Annotated in this window: 19 protein-coding genes; 12 read left to right on the plus strand and 7 right to left on the minus strand. The window is 72.8% G+C overall.

The genetic code is table 11. The features are described 5' to 3' along the window. The first annotated feature begins 11 nt into the window (after positions 1 to 11). Positions 12 to 857 (plus strand): NYN domain-containing protein, encoded by an 846-nt coding sequence (locus JTN19_RS15905; protein WP_206934628.1) that lies wholly within the window; start codon positions 12 to 14, stop codon positions 855 to 857. Here the strand turns inward: JTN19_RS15905 and JTN19_RS15910 are convergent. Further along, positions 788 to 1,954 carry a glycosyltransferase family 4 protein gene (locus JTN19_RS15910; protein WP_206934630.1) on the minus strand — a complete coding sequence of 389 codons (1,167 nt, stop codon included), beginning with the start codon at positions 1,952 to 1,954 and terminating at the stop codon, positions 788 to 790. The two genes, JTN19_RS15905 and JTN19_RS15910, sit on opposite strands and share 70 nt — an antisense overlap. An 83-nt stretch (positions 1,955 to 2,037) precedes the next feature. Here JTN19_RS15910 and JTN19_RS15915 point away from each other — a divergent pair, with 83 nt between their 5' ends. Then, on the plus strand, positions 2,038 to 2,796 hold the full coding sequence (locus JTN19_RS15915) for an alpha/beta hydrolase (protein WP_206934632.1): 759 nt from the start codon (positions 2,038 to 2,040) through the stop codon (positions 2,794 to 2,796). On the opposite strand, the gene JTN19_RS15920 is transcribed toward JTN19_RS15915, so the two are convergent. Further along, positions 2,746 to 3,615, minus strand: coding sequence for an SDR family oxidoreductase (locus tag JTN19_RS15920; RefSeq protein ID WP_206934634.1), 870 nt, complete (start codon positions 3,613 to 3,615; stop codon positions 2,746 to 2,748). The two genes, JTN19_RS15915 and JTN19_RS15920, sit on opposite strands and share 51 nt — an antisense overlap. Before the next feature lie 78 nt (positions 3,616 to 3,693). On the opposite strand from JTN19_RS15920, the gene JTN19_RS15925 reads away from it, so the two are divergent. Continuing rightward, positions 3,694 to 4,557, plus strand: coding sequence for a tetratricopeptide repeat protein (locus tag JTN19_RS15925; RefSeq protein ID WP_206934636.1), 864 nt, complete (start codon positions 3,694 to 3,696; stop codon positions 4,555 to 4,557). A 260-nt stretch (positions 4,558 to 4,817) separates the two neighbouring features. Here JTN19_RS15925 and JTN19_RS15930 read toward each other — a convergent pair whose 3' ends face one another. Continuing rightward, complete coding sequence (locus JTN19_RS15930) at positions 4,818 to 5,021, minus strand: DUF1289 domain-containing protein (protein ID WP_206934638.1); 204 nt, start codon at positions 5,019 to 5,021, stop codon at positions 4,818 to 4,820. Between the two features lie 88 nt (positions 5,022 to 5,109). On the opposite strand from JTN19_RS15930, the gene JTN19_RS15935 reads away from it, so the two are divergent. After that, positions 5,110 to 6,426 carry a dihydroorotase gene (locus JTN19_RS15935; protein ID WP_206934640.1) on the plus strand — a complete coding sequence of 439 codons (1,317 nt, stop codon included), beginning with the start codon at positions 5,110 to 5,112 and terminating at the stop codon, positions 6,424 to 6,426. A 251-nt stretch (positions 6,427 to 6,677) separates the two neighbouring features. Here the strand turns inward: JTN19_RS15935 and JTN19_RS15940 are convergent, their stop codons facing one another. The 4 genes from JTN19_RS15940 to JTN19_RS15955 are packed head-to-tail and all read right to left on the minus strand — an operon-like array spanning position 6,678 to position 8,428. Then, entirely contained in the window at positions 6,678 to 6,896 is a 219-nt protein-coding gene (locus tag JTN19_RS15940) for a hypothetical protein (RefSeq protein ID WP_206934641.1), read from the minus strand. Beyond that, positions 6,893 to 7,414 (minus strand): GNAT family N-acetyltransferase, encoded by a 522-nt coding sequence (locus JTN19_RS15945; RefSeq protein ID WP_206934643.1) that lies wholly within the window; start codon positions 7,412 to 7,414, stop codon positions 6,893 to 6,895. The genes JTN19_RS15940 and JTN19_RS15945 overlap by 4 nt, the downstream gene beginning before the upstream one ends. Continuing rightward, on the minus strand, positions 7,411 to 7,986 hold the full coding sequence (locus tag JTN19_RS15950) for a helix-turn-helix domain-containing protein (RefSeq protein WP_206934645.1): 576 nt from the start codon (positions 7,984 to 7,986) through the stop codon (positions 7,411 to 7,413). The genes JTN19_RS15945 and JTN19_RS15950 overlap by 4 nt, the downstream gene beginning before the upstream one ends. Positions 7,987 to 8,029: 43 nt before the next feature. Continuing rightward, positions 8,030 to 8,428 carry a hypothetical protein gene (locus JTN19_RS15955; protein WP_206934647.1) on the minus strand — a complete coding sequence of 133 codons (399 nt, stop codon included), beginning with the start codon at positions 8,426 to 8,428 and terminating at the stop codon, positions 8,030 to 8,032. A 93-nt stretch (positions 8,429 to 8,521) separates the two neighbouring features. On the opposite strand from JTN19_RS15955, the gene JTN19_RS15960 reads away from it, so the two are divergent. The 8 genes from JTN19_RS15960 (at position 8,522) to JTN19_RS15995 (ending at position 16,265) form a co-directional block, all read left to right on the plus strand. Then, positions 8,522 to 9,172 carry a tetratricopeptide repeat protein gene (locus tag JTN19_RS15960; protein ID WP_206934649.1) on the plus strand — a complete coding sequence of 217 codons (651 nt, stop codon included), beginning with the start codon at positions 8,522 to 8,524 and terminating at the stop codon, positions 9,170 to 9,172. After that, complete coding sequence (locus JTN19_RS15965; protein ID WP_206934652.1) at positions 9,172 to 10,557, plus strand: PQQ-like beta-propeller repeat protein; 1,386 nt, start codon at positions 9,172 to 9,174, stop codon at positions 10,555 to 10,557. The genes JTN19_RS15960 and JTN19_RS15965 overlap by 1 nt, the downstream gene beginning before the upstream one ends. After that, the gene (der, locus tag JTN19_RS15970) at positions 10,554 to 11,915 is read left to right on the plus strand and encodes a ribosome biogenesis GTPase Der (protein WP_206934654.1); all 1,362 of its coding nucleotides are present in this window, start codon (positions 10,554 to 10,556) and stop codon (positions 11,913 to 11,915) included. Before JTN19_RS15965 ends, der begins: the two co-directional genes overlap by 4 nt. 115 nt (positions 11,916 to 12,030) lie before the next feature. After that, positions 12,031 to 12,846 (plus strand): isocitrate lyase/PEP mutase family protein, encoded by an 816-nt coding sequence (locus JTN19_RS15975; RefSeq protein ID WP_206934656.1) that lies wholly within the window; start codon positions 12,031 to 12,033, stop codon positions 12,844 to 12,846. A 135-nt stretch (positions 12,847 to 12,981) separates the two neighbouring features. Further along, positions 12,982 to 13,662, plus strand: a complete 681-nt coding sequence (locus JTN19_RS15980) for a 3-oxoacid CoA-transferase subunit A (protein WP_191085697.1) — start codon at positions 12,982 to 12,984, stop codon at positions 13,660 to 13,662. Between the two features lie 46 nt (positions 13,663 to 13,708). Next, entirely contained in the window at positions 13,709 to 14,353 is a 645-nt protein-coding gene (locus JTN19_RS15985) for a 3-oxoacid CoA-transferase subunit B (protein WP_191085698.1), read from the plus strand. Next, positions 14,350 to 15,459, plus strand: coding sequence for an acyl-CoA dehydrogenase family protein (locus JTN19_RS15990; protein ID WP_340643345.1), 1,110 nt, complete (start codon positions 14,350 to 14,352; stop codon positions 15,457 to 15,459). The genes JTN19_RS15985 and JTN19_RS15990 overlap by 4 nt, the downstream gene beginning before the upstream one ends. Positions 15,460 to 15,488: 29 nt before the next feature. Then, positions 15,489 to 16,265, plus strand: coding sequence for an enoyl-CoA hydratase/isomerase family protein (locus JTN19_RS15995; RefSeq protein WP_206934658.1), 777 nt, complete (start codon positions 15,489 to 15,491; stop codon positions 16,263 to 16,265). The last annotated feature ends 259 nt before the right edge of the window (positions 16,266 to 16,524 follow it).

Here is a 16,524-nt window from a genome sequence, read left to right on the forward strand (position 1 = left end):
AGATTGGGGGCATGAGCGAAACCCATGCGCGGCGCAGCGCGATCTATGTCGATTTCGACAATGTCCTGTCTGGGCTGCGCGAGGGCGCGGGGGTCGAGGTGGCGCGCCACTTCGCGGAGGCGCCGGAGGAGTGGCTCGCCTGGCTCAGCCAGGGCGTGCCCCGCCGCTTCCTGCTGCGGCGCTGCTACATGAACCCGGCCGGCTACCTCGAGGAAGCCGACGGGATGCGCCGCTATTTCAGTTCCTTCCGCTACGCCTTCCAGGCGGCGGGCTTCGAGGTGGTGGACTGCCCCCGCCTGACCCGCATGAAGAACGGCGCGGATCTGCGGATCGCCCTGGACGTCATGGACGCGCTGGTCTCCCCGCTCGCCCGCATTGATGAATTCACCCTGCTCTCCTCCGACAGCGACTTCGTGCCCCTGCTGCTGCGGCTGCGCGCGGCCGACCGCACCACGCGGCTGGTCGCCCATCCGGAGCTGGGCCGGGTGGTGCGCGCCGCGGCCGATGAGGTGCTGGGCCTCGACGCCCTGGCCGAGGCGCTGGGTTGGCAGCGCGAGGCCAACCGGGACCAGTTGTTCGGCCCCGACCTGAACCAGGCCATCCTCACCGTGATCCGCGAGACCATGGAAGGCGCGGCGGAGCCCCTGCATCTGCCCGACCTCGGCCAGATCGTCCGCGACCGCACGGGCGAGACCCTGCGCGGCAGCGATTACGCGGGCTTCGGCTCCGTGGATGCGATGTTGGAGGCGGCGGGCGGCTATGTCCGCCAGGACGGCACGGGCGGCGGCTATGTGCTCCGCCCCGAATGGCTGCCCCCGCGCGAACCCGCCGCGGCGCCCGAGAGCATTTCCGAATAGACCGCGAGCGTGGCCGCCTGCATCGCGGCCACACTCGGCGCGGCGGCCCGCGCCGCCTGCCCCAGCCGCGCCAGGGCCGCGCCGTCCAGCGCCAGGACATGGGCGATGGCGCCCGCCAGCGCCGCCGCATCCCCAGGCGGGACGCGCCAGCCCGTCACCCCCTGTTCCACCGTCTCGCGCGGGGCGCCGAGGTCGGAGGCGATGACGGGGCGGCCCATGGCCTGGGCCTCCACCACCGTGCGCCCGAACCCCTCGGGCTGGATGCTGGCATGGACCACCACATTGGCGGCCAGCAGGGCGGCGGACATGTCGGCCACATGGCCCACGACATGGGTGCGGTCCGAAGCGCCCAGGCGCCCGGCCAGGGCCTGAAGCTCGGCCACGAAGCCCTCCCGCCCCTGGGCATCGCCCGCCAGCACCGCATGGGCGCCGGGCAGGCGGGCCAGGGCCTCCACCAGCACCGCCTGGCCCTTCCAGCGGGTGAGGCGGCCGGGCAACAGGATGAGCGGCGCGCCCTCCGGCACCCCCCAGGCCGTCCGCAGCGCCGCAACCCGCGCCGGCTCCACCCGTGCCGGGTCGAACAGCGACAAATCCGCCCCGCGCGGGATGATCCGCAGCCGGTCCTCCCCCACGCCATGCCGCGCGCGGATATGGTCAGCGATGTGGTGGCTGATGGCGATGACGCGGTCACCCTTGGCCATGACGGCGTTGTAGGCGCGCTTGCCCGGGAAATTCTCGGAATAGGTGGCGTGGTAGGTGGTGACGAAGGGCACCCCGGCCCGCCGCGCCGCCCATAGCGCCGACCAGGCGGGGGCGCGGGAGCGCGCATGGACCAGCGCCACACCCTCGGCCGCGATCAGCCCCGTGAGCCGCGCCGCGTTGCGCCAGACGCCCCAGGGGGACTTGGTGGCCAGCGGCAGCGTCACATGCCGCGCCCCCAGCGCCTCCAGCGCCGGCACCAGCCGGCCGCCGGCCGAGGCCACGACGGCCCGGTGGCCCGCCGCCACCAGCGCGGCCGCGATCTCGAGCGTGCCGCGTTCGACGCCGCCTGCATCGAGCGCCGGCAGCACCTGCAGTATCGTGGCGGGAGATTCCATCGCGTGGTGGTAGGGCGGCCGCCCCCGGCGCCGCAAGGGCACCCCGCTTGCCGCCCGCCCGCCCCGGTGCCATGCCGGGCCCCATGGACGAGATCACCGGCACCCTCCCCGCCCCAGATGGCACCCCCATCGCCTTCCGGCGCCTGGAAGGGTCCGGGCCGGGCATCGTCTTCCTGGGCGGCTTCCACAGCGACATGACGGGCAGCAAGGCGCAGTTCCTGGCCGAATGGTGCGCCGCGCGCGGCCAGGCCTATCTGCGCCTGGACTACAGCGGCCACGGCGCCTCGGGCGGGCGCTTCGAGGAGGGCACCATCGGCCGCTGGGCCGCCGATGCCGAGGCCGCGCTGCTGGCGCTGACCCGGGGGCCGCAGATCCTGGTGGGCTCCTCCATGGGCGGCTGGATCGCGCTGCTGCTGGCCCTGCGCCACCCCACGCGGGTGCGGGCGCTGGTCGGCATCGCCCCCGCGCCCGACTTCACCGAGGACCTCATGTGGGCCGAGATGCCCGAGCCGGTGCGCCAGGCCATCCTGGCGGAAGGCCAATGGCTGCGCCCCAGCGCCTATGGCGAGCCCTACCCCATCACCCGCGCGCTGATCGAGGAGGGGCGGCGCCATCTGCTGCTCCGCACCCCCATCGCCCTCGACATGCCCATCCGCCTGCTGCACGGCCAGGCCGATGCGGACGTGCCCTGGCAGCATTCGCTTCGCATCGCCGAGCAGGTGACGGGGCAGGACGTGCAGGTCACGCTGGTGAAGGGCGGCGACCACCGCCTCTCCGCCCCGGATGACCTGTCATTGCTGGGCCGCACCCTGGAGGCGCTCCTCCGCCAGGATCGCGCGTAGCCCCTCGCGGAAGGTCGGATAGGCCCATTCGATCCCCAGCGCCACCTTCGTGCGGGCGCTGGAAACCAGGCGGCTCTCCGCCCAGAAGCTGCGGCCCATCTCGCTCATGCGCGGCGCGGCCTCGGCATAGGGGATTTCGGGCGGGGGGGTCATGCCCAGCAGGCGCGCGGCTTCCTCCACCACCTCGGCGCCGGTGCAGGGCTCGTCATCCACCAGGTGCAACACCCGCACCCCGGGTGCGGGCGGGCGGCTGGCGGCGGCGAAGAGGGCGCGGGCGATGTCGTCGCGGTGGATGCGGCTGAAGCGATGGCCGGGCCGCACCACCCGCCTGGCCGTGCCGGCCCGCATCTCGTCCAGCGGGCTGCGGGCCGGGCCATAGATGCCGCCGGTGCGGAACAGGTCCACCGCCGCGCGCCCGGCCAGCTCGGCCCATTGCCCCTCGGCCGCCACGCGCCGGCGGCTGCGGTCCTGGGTGGGGGCGGGGGGCGTCGTCTCGTCCACCCAGGCGCCGCCACGGTCGCCATAGACGCCGGTGGTCGAGATATAGCCCACCCAGCGCAGGGGCGCGGCGCGCAACGCCTCCCCATGCGCGGCCCAGACGGGGTCGCCCTCCGGGCCGGGCGGGGCGGTGGCGACGAGGTGCGTGGCCGCCCGCATGGCCGCGTCATCGGCGAAGGGCACCACCTCCACCCCCCGCGGGGCGGCCACCCGCGCCGGGTCGCGGGCGGTGGCCACCACGCGCCAGCCGCCGCGCACGGCGAGTTCCGCCAGGGCACGCCCGGCATAGCCGAGGCCGATCAGGGTCAGGGTCTGTGTCATGCCACCCATCTGGGAGGATCGTGGCAAATTCGGCAACGGCCGATTCCGCAGCGGCAGATCACGCCCTATGTTCCGCACGTGAATCGCCGCCTCCCCCTGCTGCTCAGCCTCGCCGCGCTGCTCGTGCTCCTCGCGCTCGGCGCGCTCTGGTGGCGTGAGCCAGCACCGATGGTGAACGCCGCCGCCCCGCCGCCCCCCGCGCCCCCCAGCCCCGCGCAGGAGCTTCCCCTGCCCCTGCCGCCCGAATTGCCGCGGCTGAGCGACGGACCCGATTACGACAACTGCCTCGCCCTGCTGCGCGACGACCCGGAGGAGGCGATGCGCTTCGCCCAGGCCTGGGAGGCGACGGGCGGTGGCGAGGGCGCCCTGCATTGCGCGGCGCTCGCCATGATCGGCCTGGGCCGCCCCGACACGGCGGCCGAGCGGCTGGAGCGGTTGGGGACCGGCAGCCGCGCCGGCGGGCTCGCGCGCGCCGCGGTCTATGGCCAGGCCTCCCAGGCCTGGATGATGGCGGGCGACCCCAACCGCGCCTTCGCCGCCGCCACCATGGCGCTGACCCTGGCCCCCAATGATGCCGACCTTCTGGTGGACCGCGCCGTGATCCAGGCGGCCCTGGCCCGCTACGGCGATGCGCTGGACGACCTGGACCGCGCCCTGGCCCTGGAGCCCGACCGGGTGGAGGCCATGGTCTTCCGCGCCGCCGCCCTGCGTCACCTCGACCGCGCGACCGAGGCCGTGAACATGATCCAGCGCGCGCTGAACCTTGCCCCCGACAACGCCGAGGCGCTGCTGGAACGCGGCATCCTGAGGCAGCTGCGCGGCGACGCGGCGGGCGCCCGGCAGGACTGGGAGCGGGTGATCACCGTGGCCCCCGAGAGCATGGCGGCGAGCCTGGCCGCGCAGAACATCGCCCTCAGCGAGGTGGGGCCGGCGGCGCGGTAGGGCGCGACCGCCTCTGGTGCATCACGCCCTACGTCGTTTGGGCGGCTGTTTCACCGCTCCGGCTGCCGCCTCCGCGGATCAGGCGCCAGCTTGGGCGGCTGATTCACCGCTCCGGCTGCCGCCTCCGCGGATCAGGCGCCAGCTTGGGCGGCTGATTCACCGCTCCGGCTGCCGCCTTCGCGGATCAGGCGCCAGTTGGGCGGCTGATTCACCGCTCCGGCTGCCGCCTTCGCGGATCAGGCGCCAGTTGGGCGCCTGATTCACCGCTCCGGCGACCCCTTCCGCGGATCAGGCGCCGGCCGCCGCGCCATCGCGGCCTTCACGATCGCCGCGCGCTGCGCCTCGGTGGCGGTGGACCAGGCCGCGATCTCCTCCAGCGTCCGCCCGCAGCCGCGGCAGATGCCCTGGGCGCCGACGCGGCATTCTCCGGTGCAGGGCGAGGGCGTGGCCATGGGGCGCTGCATGTGCCCTGCCAGGCGCCCCCTGTCCATGGCTTGCGTCCATCCGGGATGCACGGGATAGCTTGCGCGCCGTTTCAGACCGGAGAGTGGAATGCCCCATTACGACATGATCTTGCGCGGCGGCCAGGCCGTCCTGCCCTGGGGCATCGAGCCTTTGGACATCGGCGTGCGCGACGGGCGCATCGCCGCCATGGGCGATCTGCGCAAGGCCGAGGCGGATCAGGTCCTGGACTGCGCCCGCCTGCACGTCCTGCCCGGGCTGATTGATGCCCATGTCCACCTGCGCGAGCCGGGCGATCCCAAGGTGGAAACCATCGCCACCGGCACCAAGGCCGCCGTGCTGGGCGGGCTGGCGGCGGTGTTCGACATGCCCAACACCGCGCCCTCCATCACCAACAGCGAACAGCTGGCCTGGAAGCGCGGCTATGTCGCCGAACAGGCCTGGTGCGACATGGGCCTCTATGTTGGCGCCTCGAAGAAGAACATCGCCGATCTCGCCGCACTGGAAACCGAAGACAATGTCTGCGCGGTGAAGGTCTTCGCCGGCTCCTCCACCGGCGACCTGCTGATCGAGGATGACGCGACGCTGGAGGCCGTGATGCGCTCCGGCCGCCGGCGCATCTGCTACCACTCCGAGGATGAGTACCGGCTGCAGGAGCGCAAGAAGCTCTTCACCACGGGCATGCCCCACCGCAACCACATGGAATGGCGCGACGTGGAAACGGCCATGCTGGGCACGAAGCGCCTCATGGCGCTCGCCCGCAAGACCGGCCGTCCCGCCCATATCCTGCACGTCAGCAGCGCGGAGGAGCTGGAATACCTGGCCGGCTTCCGCGACCTCTGCACCGTCGAGGTGCTGATGAACCACCTGACCCAGACCGACGAGGCCTATGACCGCCTCGGCGGCTACGCCGTGATGAACCCCCCCATCCGCGACCGCCGCCACCTGGAGGCCGCCTGGGAGGCGGTCCGCAACGGCACCGTGGACGTGGTGGGCAGCGACCACGCGCCCCATTCCCGCGCCGCCAAGGAACGCCCCTGGCCCGACACCGCGGCCGGCCTGACCGGCGTGCAGACCATCGTCCCCGTGATGCTGGACCATGTGAGCCAGGGGCGCCTGAGCCTCATGCGGCTCGTGGACCTGATGTGCGCGGGCCCGGCGCGCGTCTATGGCGCGGTGAACAAGGGGCGGCTCGCGGTCGGCTACGACGCCGACTTCACCCTGGTGGACATGGCCGCCAGCCGCGAGATCACCGAGGACTGGATCGCGAGCCCCTGCGGCTGGACGCCCTTCGCCGGCTATCGCTGCCAGGGCTGGCCGGTGGGCACCATCGTGCGCGGGAATGTGGTGATGCGCGAGGGCGAGGTGCTGGGCAGCCCGGTCGGCAAGCCGGTGAGCTTCCGGTAGTTTTTCGCCCTCGATCGCCGGGCGCGCGCTCCGCGCGCTTGGCTTGCGCACCGCATCGGGGGCGCGGGAGGGCGGGTTGGTCTGGGCGCGCCGGCTGCCTTGCGGCCGGGTTCTCGTGGGGCGGCCTTTGTCCTGGCGGGTGGCGCCCGCCTAGAGCGTGCTGCGTTCACATGCGTTCACGCAGCCTGCTCTAACCTTTGTTGAGAGCGGGATTCAGCGTTCTCGGTGATTCCACCTCAACGCATCCCGCTCTAGAGGTGCCGCCCGCGCTCCAGGATTTCGAGCGTGTATTCGCGGTAGGTCATGCCCAGTTCCTCGGCGCGGGCGAGGCGCCGCAGCGCGATCTCGGGCGGCGGCGTCTTCCAGGCGCGGCGGTGCGCGCGCCGCCAGGCCCATTGCCGCCATGAGGCGCCGCCGGGGTCCTCCTCCTCCAGCGGCGGGCCGCCATTGTGGCCGAGAGGGGCCGTCACGCGAGGCGCTTGTACATGATGGCGGTGCCCTCCAGTCGGTCCTCCCGCGCCGCGCGCGCCCAGCCCGGAAGCACGCCCACCAGAACATACCCCAGCGATTCGTAGAGAGGCTGCGCCGCGCTGCCCGCCACGGTGTCGAGCGTGAGCAGGCTGCGCCCCTCGGCGCGGGCAATGGGCTCGACCGCCTCCATCAGCGCCCGGCCGAGCCCTTGGCGGCGGGAATCGGGGTGGACCAGCACCTTGCAGACCTCGGCGCGGTGGCGCTGGTTGGGCGGAGTGCCGAGGTCGAGCTGGGCGGTGCCCAGGATGCGCCCCGCGCGGCTTGCCACCAACAGCCGGCGTTCGCCCGCCGCCACGGCGGGCAGCACCTTGGCGCGCCACCAATGGGCGGCATCCTCCGGGGCGAAGGGCAGGATGAACCCCACGCTGGCCCCGCCATGGACGCAGCCATGCAGGATGTCGGACAGGGCCGGCAGCGCGGCCTCGGCGGCGGGGGCGTCCAGTTCCTCGATGGTCATGGCGCCGCGATCACGATCATGTAGGCGGCCCCATCGCGCCCCGCCGCCAGCCGGGTGGGTCCGGTGAGGATGAGGCGCAGGCAATCCCCCGGTGCCAGGTCCCAGCCCTGTGCCTCATGCTCGAAGCGCAGCGCGCCGGTGGTGAGGAGCAGGTGCTGTTCCATCCGCGGCACAGGCGGGGCCGGATAGGCGATGACCGCCCCCGCAGGCAATTCGCCCAGCACCATCTCCATCCGCAGCCCCGCCCCGGGGGGCGAGGCGGCGCGGCGGCGGAAGCCCGTCTCCGGGTCGGTCCAGCGGGGCTGGTCGGCGAGGCGCACCAGGGCGGGGGCGGCGCCCTCGGCCTCGGCCATCAGGCGCGACAGGGTCCAGCCATGCACGGCGCAAAGCCGGCCCAGCATGGCGGCGGTGGGGCTGGTTTGGCCACGTTCGAGGCGGGAGAGGGTGGCGCGGGAAATGCCGCTGCGCTGGGCCAGTTCCTCCAGCGACAGGCCGGATTCGGCGCGCAGCGCGGCCAGGCGCGCGGCGATGCGGCGTTCAAGCGGGTCATCCAGCAAAGCGGCTTCTTGCATGTGAGAAAATTTCTCACCAGCAAGATGTCGCGTCAAGCACGCATCAAAACAGGCCGGGCCAGCGCGAAGTTCGGTCCGCCTCCTGGGCCGGGGTCAGCCCGGTCGGGCCATCCACCACGCCGCGCGGGCCGGTGGAGAGCGGCGGGCCCAGCATGGGCGGACGGGTCACCCAGCAATCCGTCTGGCCCAGGCTGCGCGTGCAATAGGGGGCGTTGCCGGGCGCGGGTTCGGGGGCGGCGCAATAGCTCATGCCGCGGTCGAGCCGGACGATGGAGCAGTCCCGGCCGGTGACGGCGCTCACCAGCAAATCCGGCGGCGCGCGGCCGGTCAGAGGCAGGGAGACGACGGTCGCGGCCCCCAGCCCGACCAGGGAGGGGCCGTCGCAGGCGGGCAGCGCCAGGGCCAGCAGCAGGGGGAGGAAAGGCCGGGGAAAGGAGGGCATGCCCCCTTCCAGCACGGCCAGCCTTAACGCAAGGCGAAGCGCAAGCTATACCCCCTCCTCCCACGCGGCCCACATCCGGAAAAGCCCAGAGCCTTGCCCGATCTTGTTGACGAAGTTGATGAGGAACTGCGCGCCGAACGCGCCAAGCGGCTGGCCATGCGCTATGGCAGCCTGCTGGCCGGGGCGCTGCTGCTGGTGCTGGCGGGCGTGGCCGGCTGGCAGGGCTGGCGCTGGTATGAGAACCGCCAGGCCGGCCAGGCCGCCGCGCAATTCCTGACCGTGGCGCAGCAGGCCGCGGCCGAGGGCGCGGACATGCGCGCCGCCGCCGAACGCTTCAATGCCATCGCCGCGGAGGCCCCCCCCGGCTATCGCACCCTGGCCCGGCTGCGCGCCGCCGCCCTGCTGGCCGAGACGGGCCAGCAGGGCGAGGCCCTGGCCGCCTACAACGCCCTGGCGGGCGATGGCGGGGTGGACAGCCTCTACCGTGACCTCGCCACCGTGCTGTGGGGCCTGCACGCGGTGGACGTGGCGGATGCGGGCGAGATCACGGCCCGCCTCACCCCGCTGGCGGGCGATGCCGCGCCCTGGCGTGCCTCCGCGCGGGAGGTGCTGGCGCTGGTTGCCCTCCGCGCCGGCCGTAATGCCGAGGCGCGGGGACATCTTCAGGCCCTGCTGGCCGATGCGGCGACGCCGCCCGGGATCCGGGAACGCGCGAACCGCCTGATGCAAGGAATGGGAAGCTGATGGACAAGCCCGTGAATGCCGCCCCCCAGGGTGGCCGCGTTTGGGGCCGCCGCGCCGCCCTGATGGGCGCCGCCGCGCTGGTCGCCGGCTGCGACACCATCACCGACGCGACCGACCGGCTGCTCGGCACCCGCAAGGAGCCGCTGCCCGGCACCCGCGCGCCCGTGCTCTCGGCCCAGCGCACGCTGGGGGTGGATGCCTCGGCCCAGGCCCGGCCCTTCGCCCTGCCCCCGCCGGTGGTCAACACCGCCTGGGCCACGCCCGGCGGCACCGCCAACCACGCGCCGGGGCACCTCGCCCTGGCCCGCCCGCTGGGCGAGGTCTGGCGCAGCTCCATCGGCACCGGCACCGGCTATCGCCAGCGCATGACCGCGCCGCCCCTGGTCGAGGGCGAGACGGTCTATGCCATGGACGCCATGGGGCGTGTCTCCGCGCTGGACATCGCGCGCGGCAGCCGCCGCTGGCAGCGCGACACACGCCCCGAGGATTCGCGCGGCGGCGCGCTGGGTGGCGCCATGGCGCTGCACGAAGGCAGCCTCTACGTCGTGACCGGCCTCGCGGAGGTCATGGCGCTGGACCCCGCCACGGGCGCCATCCGCTGGCGCGCGCCCATGCCCTCCGCCGCGCGCGGCGGCATCGCGGTGGCGGGCGGGCGCATCCTGGTGCCCAATGTGGAAAACCACGTGCTCGCCTTCTCGACCGAGGATGGCAGCCGGGCCTGGTCCTTCCGCGGCATCCCCGTGCAGGCCCTGATGCTGGGTCAGCCCAGCCCCGCCATCGAGGGAGACCTCGCGGTGGTGGGCCTGGCCTCGGGCGAGATCGTGGCGCTGCGCGTGGCCGATGGCCGCACCGTCTGGACCGAGAGCCTGGGCATGGCGCGTTCCGGCGCCCCCTCGCTTTCCGACATCAGCGCCATCACGGCCATGCCCGTCATTGACCGCGGGCGGGTGCACGTCACCAGCGTGGGCGGCACCAGCGCCTCGCTCGACCTGCGCTCCGGAAGGCGCGTGTGGGAGCGCGACGTGGGCGGCCCGGTGACGGTGGCGGCGGCCGGCGACTGGGTGTGGCTGCTCTCCCGCGAGGCCGAGCTGCTCTGCATGGGGCGCGAGGATGGGCGCATCCGCTGGATCACCTCCCTCCCCGCCTTCGGCGACCCCGACCGGCGGCGCGACCCCATCCTCTACGGCCCGCCGGTGATCGGCGGGGCCCGCCTGCTGCTGACCAGCAGCACCGGCCAGGCCATCGAGGTGGACGCGGATTCGGGTGAGATCCTCGCGCGCTCCCGCCTGCCCTCGGGCTGCACCCTCCAGCCGGCGCTGGCGCTGGAAGGCGCCTATCTGCTGGTGGACAGCGGCAGCGTCGTCGCCCTGCGCGGCGTGGGATGAGCACGGCCGAAGCCGGCGGGCTGCCCGTCGTCGCGATCCTGGGCCGCCCGAATGTCGGGAAGTCCTCCCTGTTCAACCGGCTGGTCGGGCGGCGCATCGCCATCGTGGACGACACGCCCGGCGTCACGCGCGACCGCAAGGAAGCCGAGACGATGATCGCCGGCCGCGACGTCATGCTGGTGGACACGGCGGGGCTGGAGGAAGCGGCGCCCGAGACGCTGTTCGGCCGCATGCGGGCGAGCAGCGAGGCGGCGCTGGAGATGGCCGACGTCGCCATCTTCGTGGTGGACGTCCGCGCCGGCATCACGGCGGCCGACCGCGCCTTCGCCAACTGGCTGCGCCGCGCCCGCCGCCCCGTGATCCTGGTGGCCAACAAGGCCGAGGGGCGCGGCGGCGCCTCCGCCGCCATGGAGGCCTATGAGCTGGGCCTGGGCGACCCCATCGCCGTCTCGGCCGAGCATGGCGAGGGCATCGGCACCCTCATGGACGAGATCGCGGAGCACCTGCCCGCGCCGCCCGAGGACGCCGCGCAGGACGATGACAATCGCCCGCTGCGCCTGGCCATCCTGGGCCGGCCGAACGCCGGCAAGTCCACTTTGCTGAACACGCTGATCGGCGAGGAGCGCATGATCACGGGGCCGGAGCCAGGCCTGACGCGCGACGCCATCGCCTCCGAGTTCGAGGATGAGGTCGGGCGCATCCGGGTGGTGGACACGGCGGGCATGCGCAAGCGCGCCCGCATCACCCACCGGCTGGAGGAGATGAGCGTCGCGGCCTCCATCAACGCGCTGCGCGAGGCGGAGGTGGTGGTGCTGGTCCTCGACGCCCTGCTGGGGCTGGAGGAGCAGGATATCCGCATCGCGCGCCTGGCGGAGCGCGAGGGCCGCGCCGTGGTCATCGCGCTGAACAAGTGGGATGCGGTGGAGGACCGTGCGGCGGCGCGCGGCCGCGTGGCGGACACGCTGGAGACCTCGCTGAACCAGCTGCGCGGCATCGAGGTCGTGACCATGTCCGCCGCCACGGGCGCGGGCGTGGACAAGCTGATGCCCGCGGTGCGCCGCACCCATGAACGCTGGAACCGCCGCATCGGCACGGGCGCCCTGAACCGCTGGTTCGAGCACATGTTGGAGAAGCACCAGCCGCCGCTGGTGGATGGGCGGCGCCTCAAGCTCCGCTACGCCACCATGCCGAAGGCACGGCCGCCCACCATCGTCATCTTCGGCACGCGGGCCGAGCAATTGCCGCTGGAATACCAGCGCTACCTGCTGAACGGCTTCCGTGCGGAATTCGACATGCCGGGCGTGCCCATCCGGCTGCAACTGCGCGGAACCGAGAACCCCTACGCCGAGGCGGAGTAGGTCGCAGCGACCATGGCCGGTCCCGCCCGGGAAGATGGCTGGGTTTCGCACAACGCCGAAGCGTTCCCGCGCCCTTCCGGTGCAGGCTTGTCGCCCGCGCCGAGGAGACGCCGCCATGTCCGCCGCCTATGAGGCCTTCCACGCCCTGCACCAGGGCCCCTGCTTCGTCATGCCCAACCCCTGGGATGGCGCATCCGCGGTGCTGCTGGCGCGGGAGGGGTTTGCCGCACTCGCTTCCACCTCTCTCGGCATCGCCTTCGCGGCCGGGCTGCCGGACGCGCGGGCGGCCATCAGCCGTGAGGCCGCCATCGCCAATGCGGCGCTGATCGCGCGCCTGACCGGCCTGCCGGTGAATGGCGACCTGGAGGATGGCTTCGGCCCCGCGCCCGAGGATGTCGTGGCGACGGTGGAAGCGGCCATCGCCGCCGGCCTGGCGGGGCTGGGCATCGAGGATATCACCGCCGACCCCGCCCGCCCGATCCATGATTTCGACCACGCGGTGGCGCGCATCGCCGCCGCGGCGAAGGCCGCGCGCGGGCGCATCGTGCTGACCGCGCGCTGCGACAATTTCCTGCACGGGCGGCCCGACCTGGACGACACCATCCGCCGCCTGGTCGCCTTCGCCGAGGTGGGGGCGGATGTGCTCTATGCCCCCGGCCTTCCCGACATGGACAGCATCCGCGCCGTGGTCCGCGCCGTGGCGCCGCGCCCGGTGAACGTGGTGTTCGGGCCGCGCTCCGGCCCCGTGCCGCTGGAGGAACTGGCGGCGGCGGGCGTGCGGCGCGTCTCGCTCGGCGGCGCGCTCTACCGCCACGCCATGGGGGCGCTGGTGGGGGCGGCGCGCGAACTCCGCGCCGGCCGCTTCGCCTTCATGCGGGGCGCGGTGACGACGCCCGAGGTCACGGCGCTGCTACCAACCGCGAAAGGCTGAAATTCCGCCGCGCCCCCTTGGAGAACGCGGCCCCTGCCCGCACAATCCGCGCCGACAGAGTAGCGGCGGCGCGCGGTGCGCCGCCCACCGGGCTGCGGCGTGCCTCGCGCCCGGGGCTTGAGGGCAGGAAAGCGGATGATCAACAAGATCGTGAATTCGGTGGCGGAAGCGCTGGCGGGCGTGAAGGATGGCAGCACCGTCCTGATCGGCGGCTTCGGCAGCGTGGGCCAGCCCGATGAACTCATCGAGGGGCTGATCGAACAGGGCGCCACCGACCTCACCTGCGTCGCCAACAATGCGGGCACGGGGCATGTGGGCCTGGCGCGGCTCATGGAGCTGGGCCGGGTGCGGAAGATCATCTGCTCCTTCCCGCGCAGCGCCGGCAGCGTCGTCTTCGAGGAGCTGTACCGCGAGGGCAAGATCGAGCTGGAGATCGTCCCCCAGGGCACCATGGCCGAGCGCATGCGCGCCGCGGGTGCGGGCATCCCGGCCTTCTACACCGCCACCTCCACCGGCACGCTGCTGGCCAAGGGCAAGGAGGAGCGCGAGTTCAATGGCCGCAAATACGTGATGGAGCACGCGCTGAAGGCCGACGTGGCCCTCATCGAGGGCTGGGAGGCCGACCGCTGGGGCAACATCACCTACAACCAGTCGGGCCGGAACTTTAACCCGGTGATGGCCATGGCCGCCGACCTCACCATCGCGCAGGTGCAGCACATCCGCGAACTGGGCGAACTGAACCCCGAGATGATCGCGACCCCCGGCATCTATGTGAAGCGCGTGGTGCGCGTGGATCGCGGCGCGCCCTGGGCGTGACCATCTGCCAATTCATGTCTTAACCTCCCCAACGAGGAGAAACGCCATGCAGCCCTTTTCCCGCGCCCAGATGGCCGCCAAGGCCGCCGCCGACATTCCCGAAGGCTGGGTCGTCAATCTCGGCATCGGCATTCCCACGCTGATCGCCGACCATGTGCCGCTGGAGCGCGAGGTCATCTTCCAGTCCGAGAATGGCGTGCTGGGCATGGGTCCGGCGCCCGAGAAGGGCAAGGAGGACCCCTGGCTGATCAATGCCGGCAAGCAGATGATCACGCTGCGGCCGGGCGGCAGCTTCTGCCACCACGCCGACAGCTTCGCCATGATCCGCGGCGGGCATATTGACCTTTGCGTGCTGGGCGGCTTCGAGGTGGCGGAAAATGGCGACCTCGCCAACTGGGCCACCTCCGAGAACGACACCGCACCCGCCGTGGGCGGGGCGATGGACCTCGGCGTGGGCGCCAAGCAGCTCTGGGTGGTGATGGAGCACACCACCAAGGATGGCCGCCCCAAGATCGTGGAGCGCTGCGGTTATCCGCTGACCGCGCCCGGCAATGTGCGGAGGGTCTATACGAACCTGGCGGTGCTCGACATCGAGCCGGGGCTTGGCTTCGTGGTGCGGGACATCGCGCCCGGGATCAGCCTCGAGGAACTCCAGGCGAAGAGTGCGGCCAAGCTGCACACCCGTTCGTGAGCGCCGCACTCGCCGCCGGCGTGGCGCCCTTCGAGGGCGACCGCGCCGAAAGCATCGAGATGATCCGCGACAGCGCGCGCGGGCTGCTCGGCGCCGACATGGCGCGCGTGCGCGCCCTGCGCTTCCAGGAGCCGGGCTTCGACCCTGCCCTGCTGCGCGCCATGGGCGAGGCGGGCTGGATCGGCCTCTCCGTCCCCGAGGAAGCCGGCGGCACGGGGCTCGGCCTCGGCGAAGGCGTGGCGCTGGCCGAGGAAGTGGGCCGCGCCTCGGCCCCGGAACCCGTCGTGGCGCTGATGCTCTCGGCCCATCTGCTGGCGGCCGCGGGGGAATCCACCGTCCTGCCACAACTCCTGGTCGGCGAGGCGGTGGTGCTGACCGCCTGGCAGGACCGCGCGCACACGCTCTCGCCCGCCACCTCGGCGGACGGCTCGCGGCGCTTCGTGCCCATGGCGGCGGGGGCCACGCACATTCTCTGGCCCGTGGCCGAGGGCGGGCGCGTGGCGCTGCACCTCCTGACGCGCGACCAGGTCGAGATCACGACCGAACAGACCCAGGATGGCGGCCACTATGGCACCGTCCGCCCCCTGCCCTTCACGGGGCACGGGCCGGGCACACACATCGCCGATGATGTGGGCGTGGCGCTTGCCGAGGGGCTGGACCGCGCGGCGCTGCTGACCGCGGCCTCGCTGCTCGGCGGCATGGAGGCGGCGTTCACCATGACGCTGGACTACCTCCGCACCCGCCAGCAGTTCGGCAAGATCATCGGCACCTTCCAGGCGCTGCAGCACAAGGCCGCCGACGCCAAGATCCAGGTGGCGCTGACCCGCGCCGCCGTCGAGCAGGCGGCCGCCGCACTGGATGACGGCCTGACCGGTGACGCCGCCCGCGCGCTCGTCAGCCGCGCCAAGGCCCGCGCGAGCGAGGCCGGCATGGCGGTGCAGCAGGCCTGCGTCCAGCTACATGGCGGCATCGGCTACACCGACCAGTACGATGTGGGGCTGCATCTGCGGCGGACCATGGTGCTGGCGCCGGCCTATGGCGGCGCGAACCTGCACCGCCGCCGCTTCATGGAGCTGGCACCCGAGACCGAGGACGAAGCGGCCTGAGCGCCGCGCGGGAGGAAACAATGGACGGCATGGACCCCAAGACCCGCATGCGCATCACCGACGAGCGCCATGGCGCGGTGGTGGTGCTGACGCTGGACTACCCCGCGCGCCGCAACGCCCTGGCGGTGCCGCTGCGCGTGGAACTCGAACAGGCCCTCGAACGCGCCTCGGCCGATGGGCAGACGCGCGCCCTGGTCCTGACGGGCAGCGAAGGCGTGTTCTCGGCCGGGGGCGACATCTCGGGCATGGACATCGAAAGCGCCTATGACGGGCGGGAGCGGATGCGCCGCACCCACCGCCTGGTGCGGCTGCTGGCGCGCGGCAACCTGCCCATCGTGGCAGCCGTCGAAGGCTGGGCGGTGGGCGCGGGTCTCTCGCTCGCTTTGCTCTGCGACCACATCGTGGCCGCCGAGGATGCGCGCTTCATGGCCGGCTTCCACAAGATCGGCCTGATGTCGGACATGGGCATGCCCGCCACCCTGCCCGCCCGCATCGGCGTGGGCCGCGCGCGCGACATGCTGCTGTTCCACACGCAGTATCTCGGCACCGAGGCGAAGGCCATCGGCCTCGTGGACCATGTGGTGCCCAAGGGCAGGGCCCTGGAAGTGGCCCTGGAGCGGGCCCAGACGCTGGCGCAGGAAGCCCCCCTGCCCATCGCCTTCACCAAGCAGTGGTTCGCGGACCAGCTCGAAACCGCACTCGCCCGTGAATCCGACTTCCAGGCCACCCTCTTCACCACGGCCGATTTCCGCGAAGGCCGCGCCGCCTTCCTGGGCAAGCGCAAGCCCAGCTTCCAGGGGCGATGAGGGTGGCGCGGGCGGTGTGCGGGGAAGGCTCTGCCTTCCCCGGGCCCCTTCCGCCGGGGACTTTGGGTCCCCGGACCCCTCTTTCCCCTGTTGGGTTTGGAGGGAGGGGCGTCACCGTCACGACCTTGATCCAGGGCGGGCCATGCCCCTCCCTCCAAACCCAATCCAAGTGAACGGGTCCAGGGGCCCACTGGCCCCTGGCGGGTGGGTCCGGGAGGGCAGCGCCCTCCCGCAAGACCACCCGCACCGCCCCCATCAT

Origin of the sequence: Roseococcus thiosulfatophilus (assembly GCF_017311575.1) — a bacterium.
GTDB lineage: Bacteria > Pseudomonadota > Alphaproteobacteria > Acetobacterales > Acetobacteraceae > Roseococcus > Roseococcus thiosulfatophilus.